The sequence below is a fragment of the Cryobacterium sp. MP_3.1 genome, from assembly GCF_035984795.1.
Lineage (GTDB): Bacteria > Actinomycetota > Actinomycetes > Actinomycetales > Microbacteriaceae > Cryobacterium > Cryobacterium zongtaii.
On the sequence record NZ_JAXCHV010000003.1, the window covers coordinates 158,488 to 176,771 of the forward strand.

At 69.8% G+C, this 18,284-nt stretch carries 16 protein-coding genes and 1 rRNA gene; 7 read left to right on the plus strand and 10 right to left on the minus strand.

Features of this window, described 5'->3' with window-relative positions; genetic code table 11:
* The first annotated feature begins 76 nt into the window (after positions 1-76).
* The 4 genes from RCH12_RS03900 (at position 77) to RCH12_RS03915 (ending at position 2,771) form a co-directional block, all read left to right on the plus strand.
* Positions 77-481, plus strand: coding sequence for a MarR family winged helix-turn-helix transcriptional regulator (locus tag RCH12_RS03900; RefSeq protein WP_327016086.1), 405 nt, complete (start codon positions 77-79; stop codon positions 479-481).
* Positions 478-1,869 (plus strand): MFS transporter, encoded by a 1,392-nt coding sequence (locus RCH12_RS03905; protein WP_442784553.1) that lies wholly within the window; start codon positions 478-480, stop codon positions 1,867-1,869. The genes RCH12_RS03900 and RCH12_RS03905 overlap by 4 nt, the downstream gene beginning before the upstream one ends.
* Positions 1,870-1,931: 62 nt before the next feature.
* Complete coding sequence (locus RCH12_RS03910) at positions 1,932-2,327, plus strand: sortase (RefSeq protein WP_240632329.1); 396 nt, start codon at positions 1,932-1,934, stop codon at positions 2,325-2,327.
* Positions 2,328-2,399: 72 nt separating this feature from the next.
* Complete coding sequence (locus RCH12_RS03915) at positions 2,400-2,771, plus strand: helix-turn-helix domain-containing protein (protein ID WP_243399055.1); 372 nt, start codon at positions 2,400-2,402, stop codon at positions 2,769-2,771.
* Positions 2,772-2,821: 50 nt separating this feature from the next.
* Here RCH12_RS03915 and rocD read toward each other — a convergent pair whose 3' ends face one another.
* Together rocD and ddaH are read right to left on the minus strand one after the other, a co-directional pair.
* Positions 2,822-4,087, minus strand: coding sequence for an ornithine--oxo-acid transaminase (gene rocD, locus RCH12_RS03920; RefSeq protein ID WP_165787866.1), 1,266 nt, complete (start codon positions 4,085-4,087; stop codon positions 2,822-2,824).
* Positions 4,084-4,875: a dimethylargininase gene (gene ddaH, locus RCH12_RS03925; RefSeq protein WP_327016099.1), complete on the minus strand. Its 792-nt coding sequence runs from the start codon at positions 4,873-4,875 to the stop codon at positions 4,084-4,086. Before ddaH ends, rocD begins: the two co-directional genes overlap by 4 nt.
* Positions 4,876-5,182: 307 nt before the next feature.
* Here ddaH and RCH12_RS03930 point away from each other — a divergent pair, with 307 nt between their 5' ends.
* The 3 genes from RCH12_RS03930 (at position 5,183) to RCH12_RS03940 (ending at position 7,018) form a co-directional block, all read left to right on the plus strand.
* Positions 5,183-5,620, plus strand: a complete 438-nt coding sequence (locus tag RCH12_RS03930; RefSeq protein WP_088454895.1) for an Lrp/AsnC family transcriptional regulator — start codon at positions 5,183-5,185, stop codon at positions 5,618-5,620.
* Positions 5,621-5,684: 64 nt separating this feature from the next.
* Positions 5,685-6,659 carry a hypothetical protein gene (locus RCH12_RS03935; RefSeq protein ID WP_327016088.1) on the plus strand — a complete coding sequence of 325 codons (975 nt, stop codon included), beginning with the start codon at positions 5,685-5,687 and terminating at the stop codon, positions 6,657-6,659.
* Positions 6,656-7,018, plus strand: coding sequence for a GntR family transcriptional regulator (locus RCH12_RS03940; protein WP_088454893.1), 363 nt, complete (start codon positions 6,656-6,658; stop codon positions 7,016-7,018). Before RCH12_RS03935 ends, RCH12_RS03940 begins: the two co-directional genes overlap by 4 nt.
* Before the next feature lie 40 nt (positions 7,019-7,058).
* Here the strand turns inward: RCH12_RS03940 and RCH12_RS03945 are convergent, their stop codons facing one another.
* From RCH12_RS03945 to rrf, 8 genes are all read right to left on the minus strand, one after another.
* Positions 7,059-7,499, minus strand: coding sequence for a YdeI/OmpD-associated family protein (locus tag RCH12_RS03945; RefSeq protein WP_327016089.1), 441 nt, complete (start codon positions 7,497-7,499; stop codon positions 7,059-7,061).
* A gap of 355 nt (positions 7,500-7,854) precedes the next feature.
* The gene (locus tag RCH12_RS03950; protein ID WP_327016090.1) at positions 7,855-8,826 is read right to left on the minus strand and encodes an NAD-dependent epimerase/dehydratase family protein; all 972 of its coding nucleotides are present in this window, start codon (positions 8,824-8,826) and stop codon (positions 7,855-7,857) included.
* Positions 8,823-11,528, minus strand: coding sequence for an alpha/beta fold hydrolase (locus tag RCH12_RS03955; RefSeq protein ID WP_327016100.1), 2,706 nt, complete (start codon positions 11,526-11,528; stop codon positions 8,823-8,825). The genes RCH12_RS03950 and RCH12_RS03955 overlap by 4 nt, the downstream gene beginning before the upstream one ends.
* Complete coding sequence (locus RCH12_RS03960; protein ID WP_103430269.1) at positions 11,525-12,526, minus strand: 3-oxoacyl-ACP synthase III; 1,002 nt, start codon at positions 12,524-12,526, stop codon at positions 11,525-11,527. Before RCH12_RS03960 ends, RCH12_RS03955 begins: the two co-directional genes overlap by 4 nt.
* 218 nt (positions 12,527-12,744) lie before the next feature.
* Entirely contained in the window at positions 12,745-13,371 is a 627-nt protein-coding gene (locus RCH12_RS03965) for a hypothetical protein (RefSeq protein ID WP_103430270.1), read from the minus strand.
* A gap of 36 nt (positions 13,372-13,407) precedes the next feature.
* Positions 13,408-17,034, minus strand: a complete 3,627-nt coding sequence (locus tag RCH12_RS03970) for a bifunctional proline dehydrogenase/L-glutamate gamma-semialdehyde dehydrogenase (RefSeq protein ID WP_327016091.1) — start codon at positions 17,032-17,034, stop codon at positions 13,408-13,410.
* The gene (locus RCH12_RS03975; RefSeq protein WP_327016092.1) at positions 17,031-18,050 is read right to left on the minus strand and encodes an adenosine deaminase; all 1,020 of its coding nucleotides are present in this window, start codon (positions 18,048-18,050) and stop codon (positions 17,031-17,033) included. Before RCH12_RS03975 ends, RCH12_RS03970 begins: the two co-directional genes overlap by 4 nt.
* 150 nt (positions 18,051-18,200) lie before the next feature.
* Positions 18,201-18,284 (minus strand): 5S ribosomal RNA (gene rrf, locus RCH12_RS03980); the annotation flags it as partial.

Genomic DNA, 18,284 nt, shown 5'->3' on the forward strand with positions numbered 1-18,284 from the left:
GCCAGCGCCAGCGCCAGCGCCAGCGCCAGCGCCAGCACCCGCGCACGCCCATACCAAACGCCGCTCCGTCGCCGAGTTGAGCCACGACTTCAGACTCGCCAACGGCCGGCTCGCCCGCCGGGTGCGCCAGGAGCAGGCCGACAACGAACTCACCAGCGGCCAGTTCTCGGCCCTCGGTGCGGTGTTCAGACTCGGCCCGATGACCCTGAGCGCGCTCAGCGAGGAGGAACGGGTCACCCCGCCCTCGATGAACCGCACCGTGAACGCCCTCGTCGAGGCCGGTCTGGTCAACCGCGCCGGCTCCGCAGAGGACGGCCGCAAGGTGGTGCTCACCGTCACCGACACCGGGATGACCCTGGTACGCGAGACCCGCCGCCGCCGAGACGACTGGATAGCCACGCGCATCCTGCGGCTCACCCCCGAACAACGCCAGGTCCTGGCGTCCGCCACCGAAATCATGAAGGAGCTCGCCAACAGTTGAGTGCAATGTTCCGCTCCCTGAGCGTGGTCAATTACCGGATCTGGTTCGTCGGCGCCCTGGTGTCCAATGTGGGCACCTGGATGCAGCGCACGGCCCAGGACTGGATCGTGCTGACCCAGCTCACCGACTACAACGCCACCGCAGTGGGCATCGTGATGGCCCTGCAATTCGGGCCGCAGCTGGTGCTGATGCCGTGGTCGGGCCTCATCGCCGACAGATTCGACCGCCGCAAGCTGCTGACGCTCACCCAGGCCCTGATGGGCGCTCTCGCCCTGGGCCTCGGCCTGATCACCATCACCGGCGTCGTCGAGCTCTGGCACGTCTACCTCTTTGCCCTCGGCCTCGGTGTCGTTGCCGCCATCGATGCGCCCGCCCGGCAGACGTTCGTCTCCGAGCTGGTGCCGGACGACAACCTCTCGAACGCCGTGGCGCTGAACTCGGCCTCGTTCAACGGCGCCCGTCTGATCGGCCCCGCCGCGGCCGGCCTCCTCACCGTCGCCGTCGGCGCCGGCTGGGTCTTCATGATCAACGCCGTCACCTTCGCCTTCACCGTCGCCGCCATGACGCTGCTGCGCACCAAGCAGCTCCGCAAGCAGCCCCGCGCACCGCGGGAACGGGGCCAACTCATGGCCGGCTTCCGCTATGTCTGGGATCGGCCCGACATTGTCGCGGTGCTGATCACGGTGTTCCTGGTGGGCACGTTCGGCTTCAACTTCGCCATCTTCACCTCCACCATGGCCACCGTGGAGTTCGGCATGGGCGCCAGCGAGTTCGGCATGCTCAGCTCGATCATGGCGGTGGGCAGCGTGGTCGGCGCCCTGCTCTCGGCCCGGCGCAGCCGACCCCGGATGCGCCTGGTGGTGGGCGGCGCGTTCTTCTTCGGCCTCACCTGCGCCATCGCCGCCGTGATGCCCAGCTACATCACCTTCGCGATTTCGCTCGCCTTCGTGGGCCTCACCTCGCTGACCCTGATGACCACCGCGAACGCCTACGTGCAGACCACCACAGAGCCGGCCATGCGCGGCCGGGTGATGGCACTGTACATGGCCATCTTCGCCGGCGGCACCCCGCTCGGCGCCCCACTGGTCGGTTGGGTCGCCGACCAGTACGGCCCGCGCTGGGCCATCGGCGTCGCCGCGGTCTCCGGCCTGCTCGCGGCGGCGGCGGTGCTGTTCTGGATGATCAGGTACCAGCGCCTGCGGGTCCGCATCCGCCCCCGCACCTCACCCCGCACCGCGCGGCTGCACGTGCGGCACCGCGGCGACGGCCATCCGCTCACCTCGGCCATCCGCGTCGTCACGGTGAAGGCCGACGCGGCACGGCAGGACCGCGACCGGGAGACGGCCACCCGCGAGATCGCGATCGTCGAGGCGACCGCTCCACGCTGACCCAGGGGCGTGCCACGCGCTAACATTTCACCCTAGGCAGACGACGGGAAACGGCGGCACGGGTGGACCTTCACGACATCGTCTCGATGCTCAGCGAGATCTTCACCATCGTCGGGCTCCTGGTGGGCGTTCCGCTCTACATCATCGGCCTCTCGGTGCGCGGCTTCGGCGGCCGGTGGGTCGAGGCGGATGGCGTCGTGGCGGCCACCACGTCCGGCCCGGTGATCCGCTGGTTCGACACCACCGGCGAGGTGCACGAGGCCCGCGCCGACAGCCACGAGACCGTGCACCTGGAGCCCGGCGACGACGTGACCCTGTGGTTCAACGCCAGGGCCCCTGAACGATGCCGCACGCATTCGCCGGACCACGACGGCAAGGCCCTGCGGCTGACCGGCTTGATCCTGACCAGCCTCGGCCTCGGCTCGGCGGTTCTAGGGATCGTGCTGCTCTTCGTCTGACCCGAAGAGTGAAGGCCGTCACGACCGCGTAGCCTGTACTGAGGCACGCGACCCGCGCGTGCGGCAGAGAGGATGCCCGTGGACACCACACTGCTCCGGCGTTTTGTCGCCGTCGCCGAGGAACTGGACATCGCGCGCGCCGCCAAGAACCTCAACGTGTCGCGCACGACGCTGATGAAATCGGTCGCCGCCCTGGAAGCCGAGCTCGGCGTTCCCCTCTTCGAGCCCGCCGCCGACAACCCGTATCTCACCGAGGCCGGCATCGCCCTGCTCGCCGAAGCGAAGGGGCTGATCGCTCACATGCCGCCGGCCGGCGGCCCGTCCCAGGGATCGGGCAACAGCAGCGGATCCGGCGGCGGCAAGGCCAAGGCGTCCAAGGGCCGCGGTCGCGCGCCCGCCGTCAAGGGCCAGGCCGCGCCCGGCAAGCGCCGCCAATCCCGCTGAGCTGACCCGGCGTCGACCGGGCCAGCCGGATTCTCTCCGAGCTAGGTGGCCTAACGAACGGAGGCGCCGAACTCCTCGAGCACCGCGGTGAGCTGGTCCACCGCCCAGTCCAGGTCTTCGGCCGACACCACCAGGGGTGGGGCGAGCCGGATGGTGGAGCCGTGGGTGTCCTTCGCCAGCACACCGCGCTCCATCAGGGCCTCGCAGACCGCGCGCCCTGAGGCCAGCGCCGGGTCGATGTCGATGCCTGCCCATAGACCCGCACCGCGCACCTCGAGCACACCGTGGCCGACCAGGCCGAGCAGCCTCTCGTGCAGGTGGGCGCCGAGGTCCCTGGCTCGCTGCTGATACTCGCCGGTGGCGAGCATGTTCACCACCGCCAGCCCCACGGCGGCGGCCAGCGGGTTGCCCCCGAAGGTGGACCCGTGCTCACCCGGGCGCAGCACGCCCAGGATGTCGGTGTTGCCGACGACCGCGGAGACGGGCACGATGCCGCCGCCGAGGGCCTTGCCGAGCAGGTACAGGTCGGGCACCACACCGGCCTGCTCCACCGCGAAGGTGGCGCCGGTGCGGCCGAGGCCGGACTGGATCTCATCGGCGATGAAGAGCACGTTGTGCCGGGAGGTGATCTCCCGCACGGCGGGCAGGTACTCCGCCGGCGGTACCACGATGCCGGCCTCACCCTGGATGGGCTCCAGCAGCACCGCCACGGTGTTCTCGTCGATGGCCGCCTCCAGCGCGGCGGCATCCCCGTAGGGCACCGTGCGGAAGCCCGGCGTGAACGGGCCGAAGTCGGCGCGCGCCGATTCGTCGTCGGAAAAGCTGATGATGGTCGTGGTGCGGCCGTGGAAGTTGCCGCCGGCGACGATGATGTTCGCCATCCCTGCCGCGACGCCCTTCACCCGATAGCCCCAGGCGCGGGCTACCTTGACACCGGATTCCACGGCCTCCGCGCCGGTGTTCATCGGCAGCACCATGTCCTTGCCGGCCAGCTTGGCCAGGGCGGTCACAAACGGGCCGAGCTGATCGTTGTGGAAGGCGCGGCTGGTGAGGGTGATCCGGCCCAGCTGCGCGCGCGCGGCATCCAGCAGCACCGGGTTGGAGTGACCGAAGTTGACGGCGGAGTATGCGGCGAGGCAGTCGAGGTACCGCTTGCCGTTGATATCGGTGACCCAGGCGCCGTCGCCGGACGCGACCACGACGGCCAGCGGGTGGTAGTTGTGCGCGGCGTGCTGGTTCTCAAGCGCGATCGCCGCGCTCTGGTCGGTCAGGCCCACCTGAGCGGTGAGGCCGGTCGCATCGGTCAGGGCGCTCATCGGCGCAGCTCCAGAGTGCAGCATTTGACTCCTCCTCCGCCGAGCAAGAGCTCGGACAGGTCCACGCCGATCGGGTTGAAGCCGCGTGCACGCAATTGGCGTTCGAAGTCCTTCGCTTTGGCGGCGATCACGACGTTGTAACCGTCGGAGTAGGAGTTGAGGCCGAGGATCGCGGCGTCTTCCTCGGTGACGAGAATGGCATCCGGGAAGCGTTCGCGCAGGATGGCCAGGCTGGGTTCGTCGAACGCGCTGGGCAGGTAAGCGATCTCGCCGTTCCCCGATGTCGGGGAGGCGTCAAGCACGGCGATGGCGGTGTCGAGGTGGTAAAAGCTGGGGTTCACCAGGGTGAGGGTTATCACCGGGCGATCGTAGATGGCCGAGACCTCTTCGTGGCTGTTCGACGCGCTGCGGAAGCCGGTGCCGGCCAGGATCACGTCGCCGACGAGCAGGAAGTCGCCCTCGCCCTCATTGATCTCGACGGGCTCGCGCACGTCGAAGTCGTTGGCGCCGAACCAGTCCATGTAGGCGGGGCCCTCGGGCTGGCGCTGCGGGTAGGTGAATTTGGCGCCGTAGGCGATGCCGTCGATGACGAAACCGCCGTTGGCGGCGTAGACCATGTCGGGCAGACCGTCGATGGGGTCGATCAGGTGGACATCGAAGCCGAGGCAGATATAGGTGTCGTACAGCGTCTGCCACTGGGCGACGGCCAGGCTCGTGTCGGTCGGAAGGGCCGGGTCCATCCACGGGTTGATCCGGTAGACCACGGTGAAGAACTCCGGTTTGCACATCAGGATTGTGCGTTTGACCGGCGTACGAGTCACCGCGGCTGGCGCGACCGACTCGTTCGGGGTAGCGGATGCGACATCTATTGACACTGGAGCTCCTCTGTTGGCGGTCCGCCTGCCAGGGCGTTGGCGGAACGCGGGTGGGTGGCGGACCAGGTCGCTCTCGTGAGCCCTGTACAACGGTGAGGCCGATGACACAGGGACGCCGGTTCTAGTCTCACACAGCATGAATCAACGTTTCGTGCGAATCGGCGCATGTAATGCGCGTTGCGAGCGGCACACACGCAACTTCGGCGCGTACACTGGTCGAATGGACAACCTCGATCGCGGCATCCTCGACCTCCTCCGCCAGAACGCCCGGGCGGGCTACGGAGACATCGGTTCCATCGTGGGCCTGTCTGCCTCCGCGGTGAAACGGCGTGTTGACCGACTGGTCGCCGACAAGGTCATCCGCGGCTTCACCATCCAGGTCGACCCGTCGATCGACGGCATGAGCACCGAGGCCTATGTCGAGCTCTTCTGCCGGGGCACCGTCGCCCCCGACGAGTTGTTGCGCATCCTCTCCGGCGTGCCCGAGGTCGTGGATGCCGGGACCGTGACCGGCAGTGCCGACGCCATCGTGCACATCCGGGCCCGCGACATCCCCGGCCTCGAGGCGGCGCTGGAGAAAGTTCGGCTGGCCCCCAACGTCGACCACACCCGCAGCGCAATCGTGCTCACCCGGCTGATCCACCGCAGCGCTGAGTAGCCGCACGGCCCTTGACGGGCGCACCCCGGCTTGTTAGCTTGGTACAAATACCAAACAAACGAGGATGCCCGTGGACACGTACGAGATCACCCTGCTGGTCGTGGCCGGACTGCTGACGGTCGTCTTCGCGTGGCAGCTTCGGCCAGGTGCCGTCATTCGCCCGGATGCGCTGCGAGATACCGCCCGACGCGCCGGCCTGGCCATCACACCGGAGGTCGAGCCTGTCCTGATCGCGCGCATCCGTTCGCGGACCCGCGGCGTGTTGGTCGGCACCCTGATCGCTCTGCTCGTTTCGACAGCTTCTCTTATCGCGCTACCGGAATCACCGGACGGCGGCATATGGTCCGGGCTGATGCTCATCGTTCTGACCGGCCTGGGTGGCGCCGTCGGGCTGTGCGTTGCGGAGTTCAGGTCGGCGTTCGTCTCGCTCGGCGATCGTCCTCGCGTGGCGCGGGCGCCCACGCCGCGCCGTGCGGACTATCTCTCCACCGTCGACCTCTGGTGCGGTCCCGTTGCCATCGGCGTCAGCGGAGTGGCACTGGCCGCCGTGGCCGCGCTGATCCTGGTCGATCCCGACGACGCGCTCAGTGACGCGAGCATCCCTTCCCTGTGGTGGCCCGGCTTTGTGCTGTGGATCATCTCGCTCGCATCGGCCGGAGTCGGCCGCATCCTGTCGACTCGCTTGGTGGGGCGGGGCCAGCCCGCCGGCAACGACATGGAGTTGGCGCGGTCCGACGCTCTCCGCAGTTGGACGCTGCGTGCACTGGTGCAGACTCCCGCGCTGGGGGCGCTCTGCAGTGTGGTCGTGGTGCTGACCTCCGTCAGCTCGGCGGTGACACCCTCGTCGGGAACCGGAACCGCCATATCTGTGGCCTTTTCCATCGTGCCACTGGTCATGGGCTCGGTGGGTGTGGCTCTACTCTCGATGGGGTCACGCCGTCCGCCGCACTACCTCACCCGGCTCTGGCCGGACGTGGCCGCGGAGCTGCGCCGCGGCACACACGGAGTAGCCGCCCCGGTCGAGAGCGGCCGCCCGTGAGACTGGTCGTCGACCCACGCTCAACCACGCCCCCATTCGAGCAGATCCGCATCCAGGTGATCGAGGCCGTGCGCACCGGCACCCTGACGCCCGGCGACAAGCTGCCCACGGTGCGCCGTCTGGCCGAAGACCTGGGCCTCGCCCCCAACACCGTGGCGCGCAGCTACCGTGCGCTGGAGCAGGACGAGGTGATCGAGACGCGCGGGCGGCTGGGTTCCTTCGTGGCTGCCACCGGGGATGCGACGCAGCGGCAGATGCAGCTCGCCGCGGTGGCCTACGCCGACCGGGCGAAATCGCTCGGGGTCGACCCCGGTGAGGCACTGACCATCGTGCGCGGGGCGTTGGGGCTGCCGGGCTGAGCCGACCGGGCGGGCGAGGTCCGGCACCGCGTAGCTGAGGTCAGGCACCGCGCAGCTCAGCGAGAAGCGCGTCGAGACGGCGCTGACGGGTGGCGTCGGTCTTGGCGCTTTCGAGCGCGAGCACGTGCTTGCGCTGGTTGCTGTAGGAGAGGGCGTCGAAGGCGGTGCGTGCTGCCGTGTCCGCGGCGAGCGCGGCCCGCAGCACGTCGGGCTCATCGACGGTGCGCGGTTGATCGTCGAGTTCGATGGTCACGTCCACCTCATCGCCGCCCGCCACCCCGGCCTTGATGCGGTTCTCGGCGCTGAGGGGGATCATGTAGGCGCCCCGGTACGGTGCCACCGAGCTGCGGTAGCTGTGCCCGTTGAGGGTGACGGTGATGGCGTGCCGCTTGCCGGGGCCGAGCGCCGCGACCACCTCCTCTGGCACGGGGATGCCCGTGGCGGTGGCACCGGATTGCTCGATGACGGTGCGAAAGTCCATGGTGCGAGTATGCCGCCGTCGGTCGGATGTCGACAAGCACGCTGCGCGCATCGCTTGCGAATTGCGGCGTTGCGCCCCTTCAGCACGCCCGAAGGGGCACCTTGGCGCGACTCACGGCCTCCCCGCTCGCGCGCGCTGTGCGGGTCAGGCGCCGCTGTGCGGGTGAGGCGCCGCTGTGCGGGTGTAGCGCCGGGGGCATCCGGGGCTTTGAGAGCGATATGCGGGTAAAGCGCCGCTAGGCGGGTGGCGTGCCACCCGCGCAGCGGCGCCTACCCCGCCCGCCGAGCTATGCGGGCCACGCGCCGCTATGCGGGCCACGCGCCGCAGTGCGGGTGAGGCGCCGTTAGTCGAGGGCTCAGGCGGTGCGGTAGGACTCGGCGAGGCGGGCCAGGCCCTCGTCAAGGGAGACCGCCGGGGTCCAGTGCAGGTCAGCGCGGGTGCGGCGCTGATCGAACCAGTGCGCGGTGGAGAGCTGCTCGGCGAGGAACCGGGTCATCGGCGGTTCATCCTCGCCCGGGAACACCCGCCAGGCCGCCTCGATGACCGAGCCGGCCGCACGGGCGACACTCGCCGGCACGCTCCAGGCCGGCGCCGCAACGCCCGCCGCTGCGCAGATGCCGGCCAGCAGTTCGGCCACCGGCCGGGGCTCACCGTTGGTGATGACGTAGGCGTTGCCGTGTACGGCATCCACCCGCTCGAGCGCGGCCGCGATGGCGCCGGCGGCGTTGTCGATGTAGGTGCTGTCGATGAGAGCGGCGCCGTGCCCGAGCAGCGGCAGCCGGCCCGCCCTGGCGCGTTCCACGATCCGCGCGATCAGCTGGGTGTCGCCGGGGCCCCAGACCAGGTGCGGCCGCACGGCGACGACCCGCAGCTCGGCCGAGTCTGCGGCGAGCGCCAGCAGCTCGGCGGCGGCCTTGGTGCGGGCGTAGTCGCCTCGAGCGTGGTCGGGATCGGCGGGCAGCGCGTCACTGCCGGTGATGGATGCCCCGGAGTGGGCGACCGACGGCGACGACACGAAGACCAGGCGCTGCACGTTCGCGGTACGGGCGGCGGCGATCAGGGTGCGGGTACCGCCCACGTTCACGGTCTCGAACTCGGCGGGCGGACCGGCGAGGGACACCTTGGCGGCCAGGTGCACGATGGCGTCGACCCCGGCGACGGCCGCGGCGACGTCGGCCGGCTCGGTGATCGAGCCCAGCGCATCCGTGGCGCCGGCGACGCCGCTGGGCCGGCGCTGGAAGCAGCGCACCTCGTGGCCGGCGGCGGCGATGGCGGCCGCGACAGCGCGACCGAGAAAGCCACTGGCACCGGTGACGAGCACCCTCATGGCTGGGTGAGCCTGGCGCCGGTGAGGATGCCGTGCGCCCAGCCGGCCAGGCGGGTGCGGTCGATCTTCGAGTTGTGGCGGATGTCGGTGGGCAGGTGCGGAACGACGAGCACGGCCGCGACCGGCTGGCCGGCAACGCTGCGCACGGCTGCGGCGAGCGCGGGCTCGGCCAGGCCGACCCGGGTGGCCGGCGGCACCGTCTCGACGACGATGACGACCTGCTGGCTGCCGGCCGGTCCGACGCCCACGGCGGCAGCGCGATCCACGCCGGCCAGGGCCGAAACGGTCAACTCCGGTCCGACGGGGGTGACGACGCCGTGCGGCGTGGTGATCACGTGTGGCAGGCGACCCTCAGCCCAGAGCCGGCCGGAGGCGTCGAGGTGACCGACGTCGCCGGTGCGGTGCCAGCGCTCTCCGGGGGTGACCATGCGGGTGGCGGCCTGGTCGGTGAGCCAGAGCCTGTCGTAGTGGTCCTTCACGTGCGGAGCCGAGACCACGATCTCGCCGGTGACCTGCGGAGCTTCGGAGAGCTCTCCGACGGCGGTTCCCGTTTCGTCGAGGGCGCTGATGCGCACCCTGGTGGTCGCCGTGGGGCGGCCGACGCAGACGCCGCCGGGGCCGCGCGCCTCGTCGTCGATGGCGGCCTCGCGGATGCCGTCGAGGGTGATGTCGGTCATCAGCAGGCCCTCGGTCATGCCGTACGGCGTGTGGGCGCTGGCTCCGGGCATCAGGGCGGCGGCCGAGGCCAGCAGAGGTTCGGACACCGGGGCGCCCGCCGAGAGGAAGCTCGTCACCCGGGCCAGGGCGGCACGGTCGGCCGGGGTCAGGTCACCCTGGGTCGCCACGACGTTGGCCAGCGCGGCCGGGGACAGGAACACGACGGTGGCGTCGATCGCGGCCACGGCGGCGGCGACCGCGGTCGCGGTCAGCGTCTTCGGGGCGGTGACGTCCATGTCCGGGGTCACCGATCGGGCGCCCAGAGCCGGGCCGAGCAGCGCGAACGGTGCGAAGCCGGCCACCAGGCCGGTGCCGCGGCCGACGCCATACTGGGCGTGCAGCGCACGGCTGACGGCGGACAGCTGGCCGTGGGTGTAGACGACGCCCTTAGCGGGTCCGGTGGAGCCGGAGGTGAACAGCACCGCGGCGACGTCGCCCGGCTGGGGCGGTTCGGGCAGCTCTTCGTCCCGGCCCAGCGAGATCAGATCGGCGAGGGCGTAGGAGACGCCGAGGGCGCGACGGCTGGCGGTGGGAAGCCGGTTGACGGAGATCCTCTGGCCGGGCCAGCCGAGGGCCCTGGCGGCCATCAGGCCGGGCAACGCGCCGATGACGTGGTCCGGGCGGGCGCCGCGGACCGCGCGGGTGAGGCCGGTGAGTCCGAGACCGGCGTCGGCCACGACCACGATCGCGCCGAGGCGGATGCAGGCGTAGAGCACCGCGGTGAGGTCGGCGCTGGGCGGCACGAGCAGGGACACGCGGTCGCCGCGGCGCACGCCGATCTGGTGCAGACCGGCCGCGATCTCGCGGACCCGGCGGGAGAGCAGCCGCCAGCTGACCACGCGGGGGTCGGCGCCCGTGCCGGGAGCCATGTCGATGAGGGCGGTCTCGTCGCTGTCCCGCAGCTCGTCGAGGTAGTGCCAGAGGGGCTGGAGTTCGTCGGCAGGCGCCGTCTGGGTCTCGACAAGCCCGACCACCGGGCTCGGCTCGACCAGGCTCTCGGCAAGCCAGCCGAGTGCGGCGCCGGCGTAGTCCACGTCTTCGGCGATGAGGTGTCCGGCACCCTCGAAGCGGTGCACGGCGGCATGCGGCAGCCGGTCGCTGAGGTCGTCCAGGTACCTGTCGCTGAAGATCGGGTCCCGCGGGCCCCAGAGCAGCAGGGCGGGAACCGTGAGCGAGCGGAGCGACTCGGCGATGCGGTCGAGCTCCGCGTGGCTGTCGTGGCGGGCATCCACCGGGATGTCGGCGACGAAGCCGCCGATGCCGCCGCGGCGGGCGGGGGTGCGGTACGGCGCCCGGTAGGCGTTCTTGACCGCGGCCGGCAGGGCCGGGTGCCCGAGCGCGAGGGTGGTGTCCAGGAACGCCGTGGTGGTCACGGTGCCGGCACCGAGCACACCGCGGGCGAGCGCGAGGCGCAGCGGGGCGGGGATGGGTTCGGTGTCGCTCTGGTGGATGGCGGTGTTCAGCAGCATGACGCCGGCGAGGTGCTCGGGGTGGTCGACGGCCCAGCCCAGGGAGACCACGCCGCCCCAGTCATGGCCGAAGGTCACCACCGGACCGGTGAGGCCGAGGGCACGGGTCAGGTCGTCAAGGTCGCGCACGCGTCGGGCGAGCGGGCGGGCGACACCGGTGCGCTCCGAGAAGCCCATGTCGAGCTGGTCGACAGCGATGACGCGCCAGGCCGGCCGGCCGGCAGCGGCCGCAGCGGTGGCCTGGGCCACGAGGTCACGCCACAGGTAGGACCAGGTTGGGTTGCCGTGCACGCACAGGATCGTGCCGACCGGCTCCGCCCCGAGCCCGGCCAGCTGTTCGCCGTTGTCGAGCAGATGCCAGGCGTGGCTGGCACCGGGCGCCGTGCCGTCATCAGCCAGGCTGCTCTCGACGACATCGACGATCCGGGACCAGTCCGAGTCCAGGCCGGGAAGCCCGCTCGGCGGCACGCTCGCCGGAGCGAGGGCCGTCGCGGTACGCGGCAGCCGGAAGCTCACCACTGAATCTCCATCATGGCCGTGTTGAGGCCGGAGCCGACGCCCATCAGCAGGACCCGGTTGCCGGGCTGAAGCCGAGCGGCCTCTTCCGAGAGTGTGATCGGGATGGAGGCGGGCCCCACGTTGCCGTAGCCGGGGTAGGTCAGCGGCACCCTGCTGCGGTCCAGTCCGGTGGCCTTCACAATGGCGTTGGTGTGCACATCGGACACCTGGTGCAGGATGTAGCGGTCCATGTTCGACCAGCTCCAATCCCGTTTGGCTTCCGTCCAGGCCGATACGACGAGTTCCATGCCGCCCTTGAGCAGGGCCTTGGCGTCGGTGAACATGCCATCGACGCTGCCGACGCAGAGGTCGTTGAACTGGGTGGCCGCCCGGGTCACGCCGCCGAGGATGCGGTGTCCCTCCGGATGCGCGTCGGCCCGGCCGAGCACGGCCGCAGCGGCGCCGGAGCCCAGCGTGAGGCTGGCGAACTCGCTCATGAAGTCCTTGCGTCCGATGTCGGGCCGGCCGAGGCGTTCGATGGTGTTGGTCTGGATCTCGTCGGCATCCTCGCCGTCGATGATCACCGCGTACTTGATCTGGCCGGAGTCGATGAGCTGGGCGGCCAGGGTCATGCCGTTGACGAAGCCCAGGCAGGCGTTGGCGATATCGAAGTTCGTGGCCGACGACGGCAGGCCGAGTCCGTGGTGGATGCGCACCGCGACAGAGGGTTCCAGGTGTTTGCGGGTGACCGAGGTGTTGATCATCAGCCCCACCTCGCTGGGATCGACCCCGGCCTGAGCGAGGGCACGTTTACCCGCGGAGACGGCGGCGTCGTCGAAGGCCTGCCCCACGTCCCAGTTGCGTCGTTCGTGCACTCCGGCGACGCGCTGCAGCAGCCCCTTGGGCAGGCGCAGTCGCTTGAGCGCCGGCTGCAGGCGAGCATCGATCTCTTCGGAGGTGGTGATGCGCGGGGCGATGGTCGTGGCGACCGACAACAACGCAACATTGCGGTGCATCGTTGTTGCGTTTCCGTCCAACGGGGTCCCCTGTCGAGTTATGGGTGGCGACAAATCATGTCCTATCGATTTTCTCCCAGAAGTCTGGGTGTCAACCGTGCGTGAGCTGATGCCCGCAGCGGCTCCGAATGTCGGTGGATGCGGCGACGCTTACCTTCCATTATCAGCCTTTCTGACGGTGGTGCCGTCACCGGCCGCGCGCCCGGGTTCGGGGAGGGTCAGGAGAGGCGCGGCGTACCGGGTCTGGTGAGGGCGGCGGCCACCAGGAAGCAGGCACCACCCGTGATGGTGCCGACAGTAGCCCAGCTCGCCAGAAACTGTTGGCCGGACTCCGCTATCGGATACGCGCCGACCGCCGCAATGCCGAAGGCCACCGACCCCAGGAGGTTCAGCCAGGCGCCCCGCCAGGTTCGCGCCTTCGGGTCCCACAGGGCATCTCGCCCGGTGGTCGCAACAACGGCGAGGAGACTGGAGAGCAGGAAGCAGACAGACCCGTAGGCATCCGGCCGCCACCCGGTGCGCTCGGTGCCGCCGAGACTGGCCGCGAGGGCCGTCGCGGTGCTCAGATTGAAGAACAGGGTGCCGGCGAACTGGATGGCCGCGGCCCACCAGTCGAACCGGTCCGGCCGGTTGGTGGTGCTGCGCGGCGGCCGCCGACCGCTGAGATTGAGTTGGATGAACGCGGCGAGGGTGAAGAACAGTGAGCCGATGAAAAAGGTCAGGTTGTCGGCCACCGGGCCGACAGCATCCAGAAAACCGGGAACGGCACCCACGATGAAAAGCACCGACCCGATGATGAATCCCCAGGCCTCACGGCGCAGCCGGAGGAACGTCGGTGCCGTCACTTGATCACCTCGCCTTCGGCCGCAGCCATTATTGCGCTAGATGACCTCATCCGTGAGGGTGCTCGGGTTGCCGAACCTGTGCGCGGTGATCGAGATCGCCTGTTCCCGGAGGAACGGCAGCAGCTCGACCCGTCCGGACTGGGTGACCGGATGCGCGTAGACGGCGATGTCCGGGCTGCCGCCGAGGGCGTGGGCGAAAGCGGTGCCTGCAACAGCGGCTCCGACCTGGGGGTCGCTGCCGATCAGCCGCACCCGGCTCGTGCTGATTCCGCCGGCGGCTGCCCTGGCCAGCCATTCCTCGTCGCTCTCGATGATCACGGGGATATCGCGGGGAGCGAGGACGGTTCGCACCCTCGGGGGTACCGGCAGGGCGCTGGAGACGACGAACCTGGACTTGGACAGCAGGCCGGCCGCGATCACGCGCAACAGCAGGGCCAGACTGCCGTCGTCGCCCAGCCGCACGGTGACCGGCAGCGGGCGGTACCGGAACAGGTTGCGCTCCAGCCCGAGCGCGGACACGTCCGCGACAACGTCGAACTCCTCACGCCAAGCGAGGGCGTCGCTGAGCGCCGAGCGGCGCAGCACGTCGAACTCCTCGTAGGGCAGCGACGGCTGAGAAGCCTCGATGAGATCGGTGATGCGCTGTTCGAGGCCCCGCAGGTGCAGGGTGGAGCTGTTGACTCCCGGATCGGTGACCCAGCCGCCCAGACCGAAGAGGTAGTTGGGGCCGCCGGCCTTGGAGCCGGGTCCGACCGCCGAGCGCTTCCAGCCGCCGAACGGCTGTCGCCGCACGATCGCGCCGGTGATCCCGCGGTTCACGTAGAGGTTGCCGGCCTGAACCGTGTCGACCCACTGGGCGATTTCGTCGGCGTCGAGCGAGTGCAGCCCGGCCGTGAGCCCGTAGTCGACGGCGTTCTGGTAGCGGATGGCTTCCTCGAGATTCCGGGCGTGCATGACACCGAGCACCGGGCCGAAGAACTCGGTGAGGTGGAAGTACGAGCCGGGGGCGACGCCGCTGCGGATACCGGGCGACCACAGCTGCCCGACCCCGGTCTCGAGGTCGTCGTCGAGCAGCTGGGGCTTGACCAGCCAGCTTTCGCCGGCGCCGAGCTCGGTCAGCGCGTGCAGCAGCTTGCCGTCGGCGGGCTCGATGATGGGGCCCATCTGGCTGTCCGGGTCGGCGGGGCGGCCCACCCGGAGCGATGTTGCGGCATCCACCAGCTGGCCCAGGAATCGGGTGGACCGAGCGACCGACCCGACCAGGATCACCAGGCTGGCGGCGGAGCACTTCTGGCCGGCATGGCCGAAGGCGCTCTTGATCACGTCGGCGGCGGCCAGGTCGAGGTCGGCGGACGGGGTGACGATGATGGCGTTCTTGCCGCTGGTCTCGGCCAGGAGCGGGAGGTCCTCTCGCAGGCCGCGGAACAGCGTGGCGGTCTCGTAGGCACCGGTGAGGATGACCCTGTCGACGTCGGGATGGGCCAGCAGCCGGCTACCGAGAGCCCGGTCGGGCAGGTCGACGAGGGCGAGAAGCTCGCGCGGCACCCCGGCCTCCCAGAGCGCTTCGACCATCACCGCACCGGTGCGCTGGGCGAGGGCCGCCGGCTTGATGATCACGCCGGAGCCCGCGGCAAGGGCGGCGAGCACGCCGCCGGCCGGAATGGCCACCGGGAAGTTCCACGGCGGCGTGATCACGGTGAGCCGGGAGGGTACGAAGATGGCGCCCTGCACCCTGTCGAGCTCGCGGGCTTGTGCGGCGTAGTAGTGCGCGAAGTCGATGGCTTCGCTGACCTCCGGGTCGCCCTCGGCGATGGTCTTTCCGGTTTCGGAGGCCATCACCTCGATCAGGCGGTCGCGGTTGGCGGCCAGGGCCAGACCCGCGCGGTGCAACACCTGGGCGCGCTCGATGCCCGACTTCTTCCCCCAGGCGGCTCCGGCCGCGGTGACGGTGGCGATGACCTCGTCGAGCCTGTCGGCGTCATCGATGCGGGCCTGCTTGATGCTCTCCCTGCCCAGCATCGACGTCTCGACCCTGGCCAGGATGCTCCGGCCCCAGGCGCGGTTCGCCGGGAGCGACGGGTCGGTGTCGGGTTCGTTGTGGAAGCCGCCCAGGACCGACCGACTCGTGGAGACCGAACCCCGGGTCAGACCGAGCACCATCGCGGTGAGGTTGGGGTCGTCGGCCTCGGCCGGCGGCGTCGTCAGTGGGGGCGAGTCGATGTCGGGCAGGGGCTCGAGAGGCACAACCACCGAGCGGTCCTGGTCCCGGTTCGCCGGCGGCACGAACACGGTGCCACCCGGCGTGCCCGGTGCGGTCTCAAGGGCGGCCAGGGAGTCGAGGAAGCGCTGTTTCTCCCGCTCGAACAGGGCCGGGGTGTCGGCCAGTTCGAACACCGCCGACATGAAGTTCTCCTCGCTCGCGTTCTCCTCGAGGCGGCGGATGAGGTAGCTGATGGCCACATCGAACTCCGCGGGGTTCACCACCGGCGTGTAGAGCAGCAGCCGGCCGACGTCCTTCTTCACGGCCTCGGCCTGGCTCGTGGCCATGCCCAGCAGCATTTCGAACTCGATGCGGTCGTCCACACCGCGCTGCTCGGCGAGCAGGTGCGCGTAGGCCACGTCGAAGAGGTTGTGCCCGGCCACGCCGATGCGCACGGCGTCGGTGTTCTGCGGGGTGAGCGCCCAGTTGAGCACACGCTTGTAGTTGGTATCGGTGTCCTGCTTGCTGGCGTAGGTGGCGAGCGGCCAGTCGTGCACCGTCGCATCCACGTGCTCCATCGCGAGGTTGGCCCCCTTGACCAGGCGCACCTTGATGGGGGCGCCGCCGCCGGCTCGGCGGGCGTGCGCCCACTGGGTGAGTCCTTGCAGCGCGCCGAGCGCGTCGGGCAGGTAGGCCTGCAGCACGATGCCGGCCTCGAGGCCCTGCAGCCGCGGCTGGTCGAGGATGCGTTCGAAGACCGCGATGGTGAGGTCGAGGTCGCGGTATTCCTCCATGTCGAGGTTGATGAACTTGGGTGTCGGTGACGCCGCGGCGAGCTCGTACAACGGGGTCAGGCGTTCGACGACCCTGTCGACGGCCTCGTCGAACGCCCACATCGACAGCTGGCTGGCGATCGAGGAGACCTTGATCGACACGTAGTCCACATCGTCCCTGGCCAGGAGTTCGCGGGTGCCGGCGAGGCGACGCAGCGCCTCTTTCTCGCCCAGCACGGCTTCGCCGAGCAGATTGATGTTGAGCCGGTTGCCGGATTCCTTGAGTGCCTCGATGGAGGGGCCGAGCTTCTCTGCCGTCGCATCCACCACCAGATGACCGACCATCTGGCGCAGCACCCTGCGGGCAGCCGGGATCACGACCCACGGCAGTACCGGGCCCATGACGCCGCCGACGCCGATGGCGCCTCGCAGCACCGGCGGCAGGAAGGCCGGCGCGAGCTTGGCCACCCGTTGCAGGTTGTAGCCGGCGACCATCACGTCCTCCGGTCGCATGACGCCGTCGACGAACCCCACGGTGAAGTCGAGGCCGTTGGGGTCCTTCAGGACGCCGGCGAGCCGCTCAGCGGAGACGTCTGCTGGGATCGTCGCACTGTCGGCCAGCCACTTGGTGACCAGGGCCACGACCTCCACACCGAGGTCCTGCTGCACGTTCGGGAGGCTATTGCTCATGCTCCCGAGGTTAGTCGCAGCAACCCCTCAAGGTGCTCGTCCACGGCGGTGATGTGTCGGCGTTTCTCATCTTCGGGCAGGAACGAGGCCACGAACGAGTTGCGGGCCAGCGTCGCCATCTGGTGGTGATCCAGGCTGAACTCGCGCTGCAGGGCAGCCAGGTTGTCATCGACGTAGCCACCGAAGTAGGCGGGGTCATCGCTGTTGACGGTCACCAGAAGGCCGACAGCGAGCATGGCGGGCAGCGGATGCACACCGAGCATCGGAATGGCCCGCAGGCACACGTTCGAGAGCGGGCACACCGTGAGCGGGATCTGCCGCTTGCGCAGAATTTCCACGAGGTCATGGTCTTCGATGGCGCGGATGCCGTGATCGATCCGCTCCACCCCCAACAGGTCGAGGGCTTCGCGCACGTAGTCCGGCCCGCCCTCCTCGCCTGCGTGCGCCACCCTGTGCAGCCCGAGGGCCGTGGCCCTGGCGAAGACCTCGGTGAACAGGGAGGGCGGGAAACCGACCTCGGCGGAGTCGAGTCCGACGCCGATGAACTGGTCGAGGTACGGGAGGGCCGCCTCCAGGGTCTCCATTGCCGCCCGACCGCCCAGATGACGGAGGAAGCAGAGAATGAGGTCGGCGGAGATGCCCAGCGTGGCGCGGGCGTCGCCGAGGGCGCGGGTGAGGCCGGCGAACACGACGCCGAGAGGGATGCCGTTGGCGAGGTGCGTCTGCGGGTCGAAGAAGATCTCGGCCCGGCGCACTCCCGCGGCGGATGCCCGGGTGAGGTACGCCATCCCGAGATCGTAGAAGTCGGCCTCGGTGCGAAGCACCGCCAGGTTGTCGTAATAGATGTCGAGGAACGACTGCAGATCGGTGAACCTGTACAGCTCTCGCAGGGCGGCGGGGTCGTAGCTGGGCAGTTCGACGTTGTTACGTCGGGCCAGGGTCACGAGCAGCTCGGTCTCGAGGGTGCCCTCGATATGCACGTGCAGTTCCGCGACGGGCCAGGTGGCGACGGTCATAGCTCTTTCCCCCGGATTAAGGTGAGTCCCCATCGTGCCATGGCCGCGAACTGTCAGTTGAGCACCGAAAACTCGCGCTCCCGGTGTTGGGGGTTAAACGCAGAAAAGCCACCCCGGTCGGGGTGGCTTTTCTGTGTGTTTCTAAGTTAAGTCCGGCGGTGTCCTACTCTCCCACAGGGTCCCCCCTGCAGTACCATCGGCGCAAAGAGTCTTAGCTTCCGGGTTCGGAATGTG

Coding starts and splice junctions, on each gene's coding strand:
- RCH12_RS03915 (WP_243399055.1), top strand. CDS start 2,400: ATGCCCGTGGACACCACACTGCTCCGGCGTTTTGTCGCCGTCGCCGAG.
- RCH12_RS03950 (WP_327016090.1), bottom strand. CDS start 8,826: ATGAGGGTGCTCGTCACCGGTGCCAGTGGCTTTCTCGGTCGCGCTGTC.
- ddaH (WP_327016099.1), bottom strand. CDS start 4,875: ATGTGCAAACCGGAGTTCTTCACCGTGGTCTACCGGATCAACCCGTGG.
- rocD (WP_165787866.1), bottom strand. CDS start 4,087: ATGAGCGCCCTGACCGATGCGACCGGCCTCACCGCTCAGGTGGGCCTG.
- RCH12_RS03960 (WP_103430269.1), bottom strand. CDS start 12,526: ATGCACCGCAATGTTGCGTTGTTGTCGGTCGCCACGACCATCGCCCCG.
- RCH12_RS03945 (WP_327016089.1), bottom strand. CDS start 7,499: ATGGACTTTCGCACCGTCATCGAGCAATCCGGTGCCACCGCCACGGGC.
- RCH12_RS03975 (WP_327016092.1), bottom strand. CDS start 18,050: ATGACCGTCGCCACCTGGCCCGTCGCGGAACTGCACGTGCATATCGAG.
- RCH12_RS03935 (WP_327016088.1), top strand. CDS start 5,685: ATGCCCGTGGACACGTACGAGATCACCCTGCTGGTCGTGGCCGGACTG.
- RCH12_RS03930 (WP_088454895.1), top strand. CDS start 5,183: ATGGACAACCTCGATCGCGGCATCCTCGACCTCCTCCGCCAGAACGCC.
- RCH12_RS03970 (WP_327016091.1), bottom strand. CDS start 17,034: ATGAGCAATAGCCTCCCGAACGTGCAGCAGGACCTCGGTGTGGAGGTC.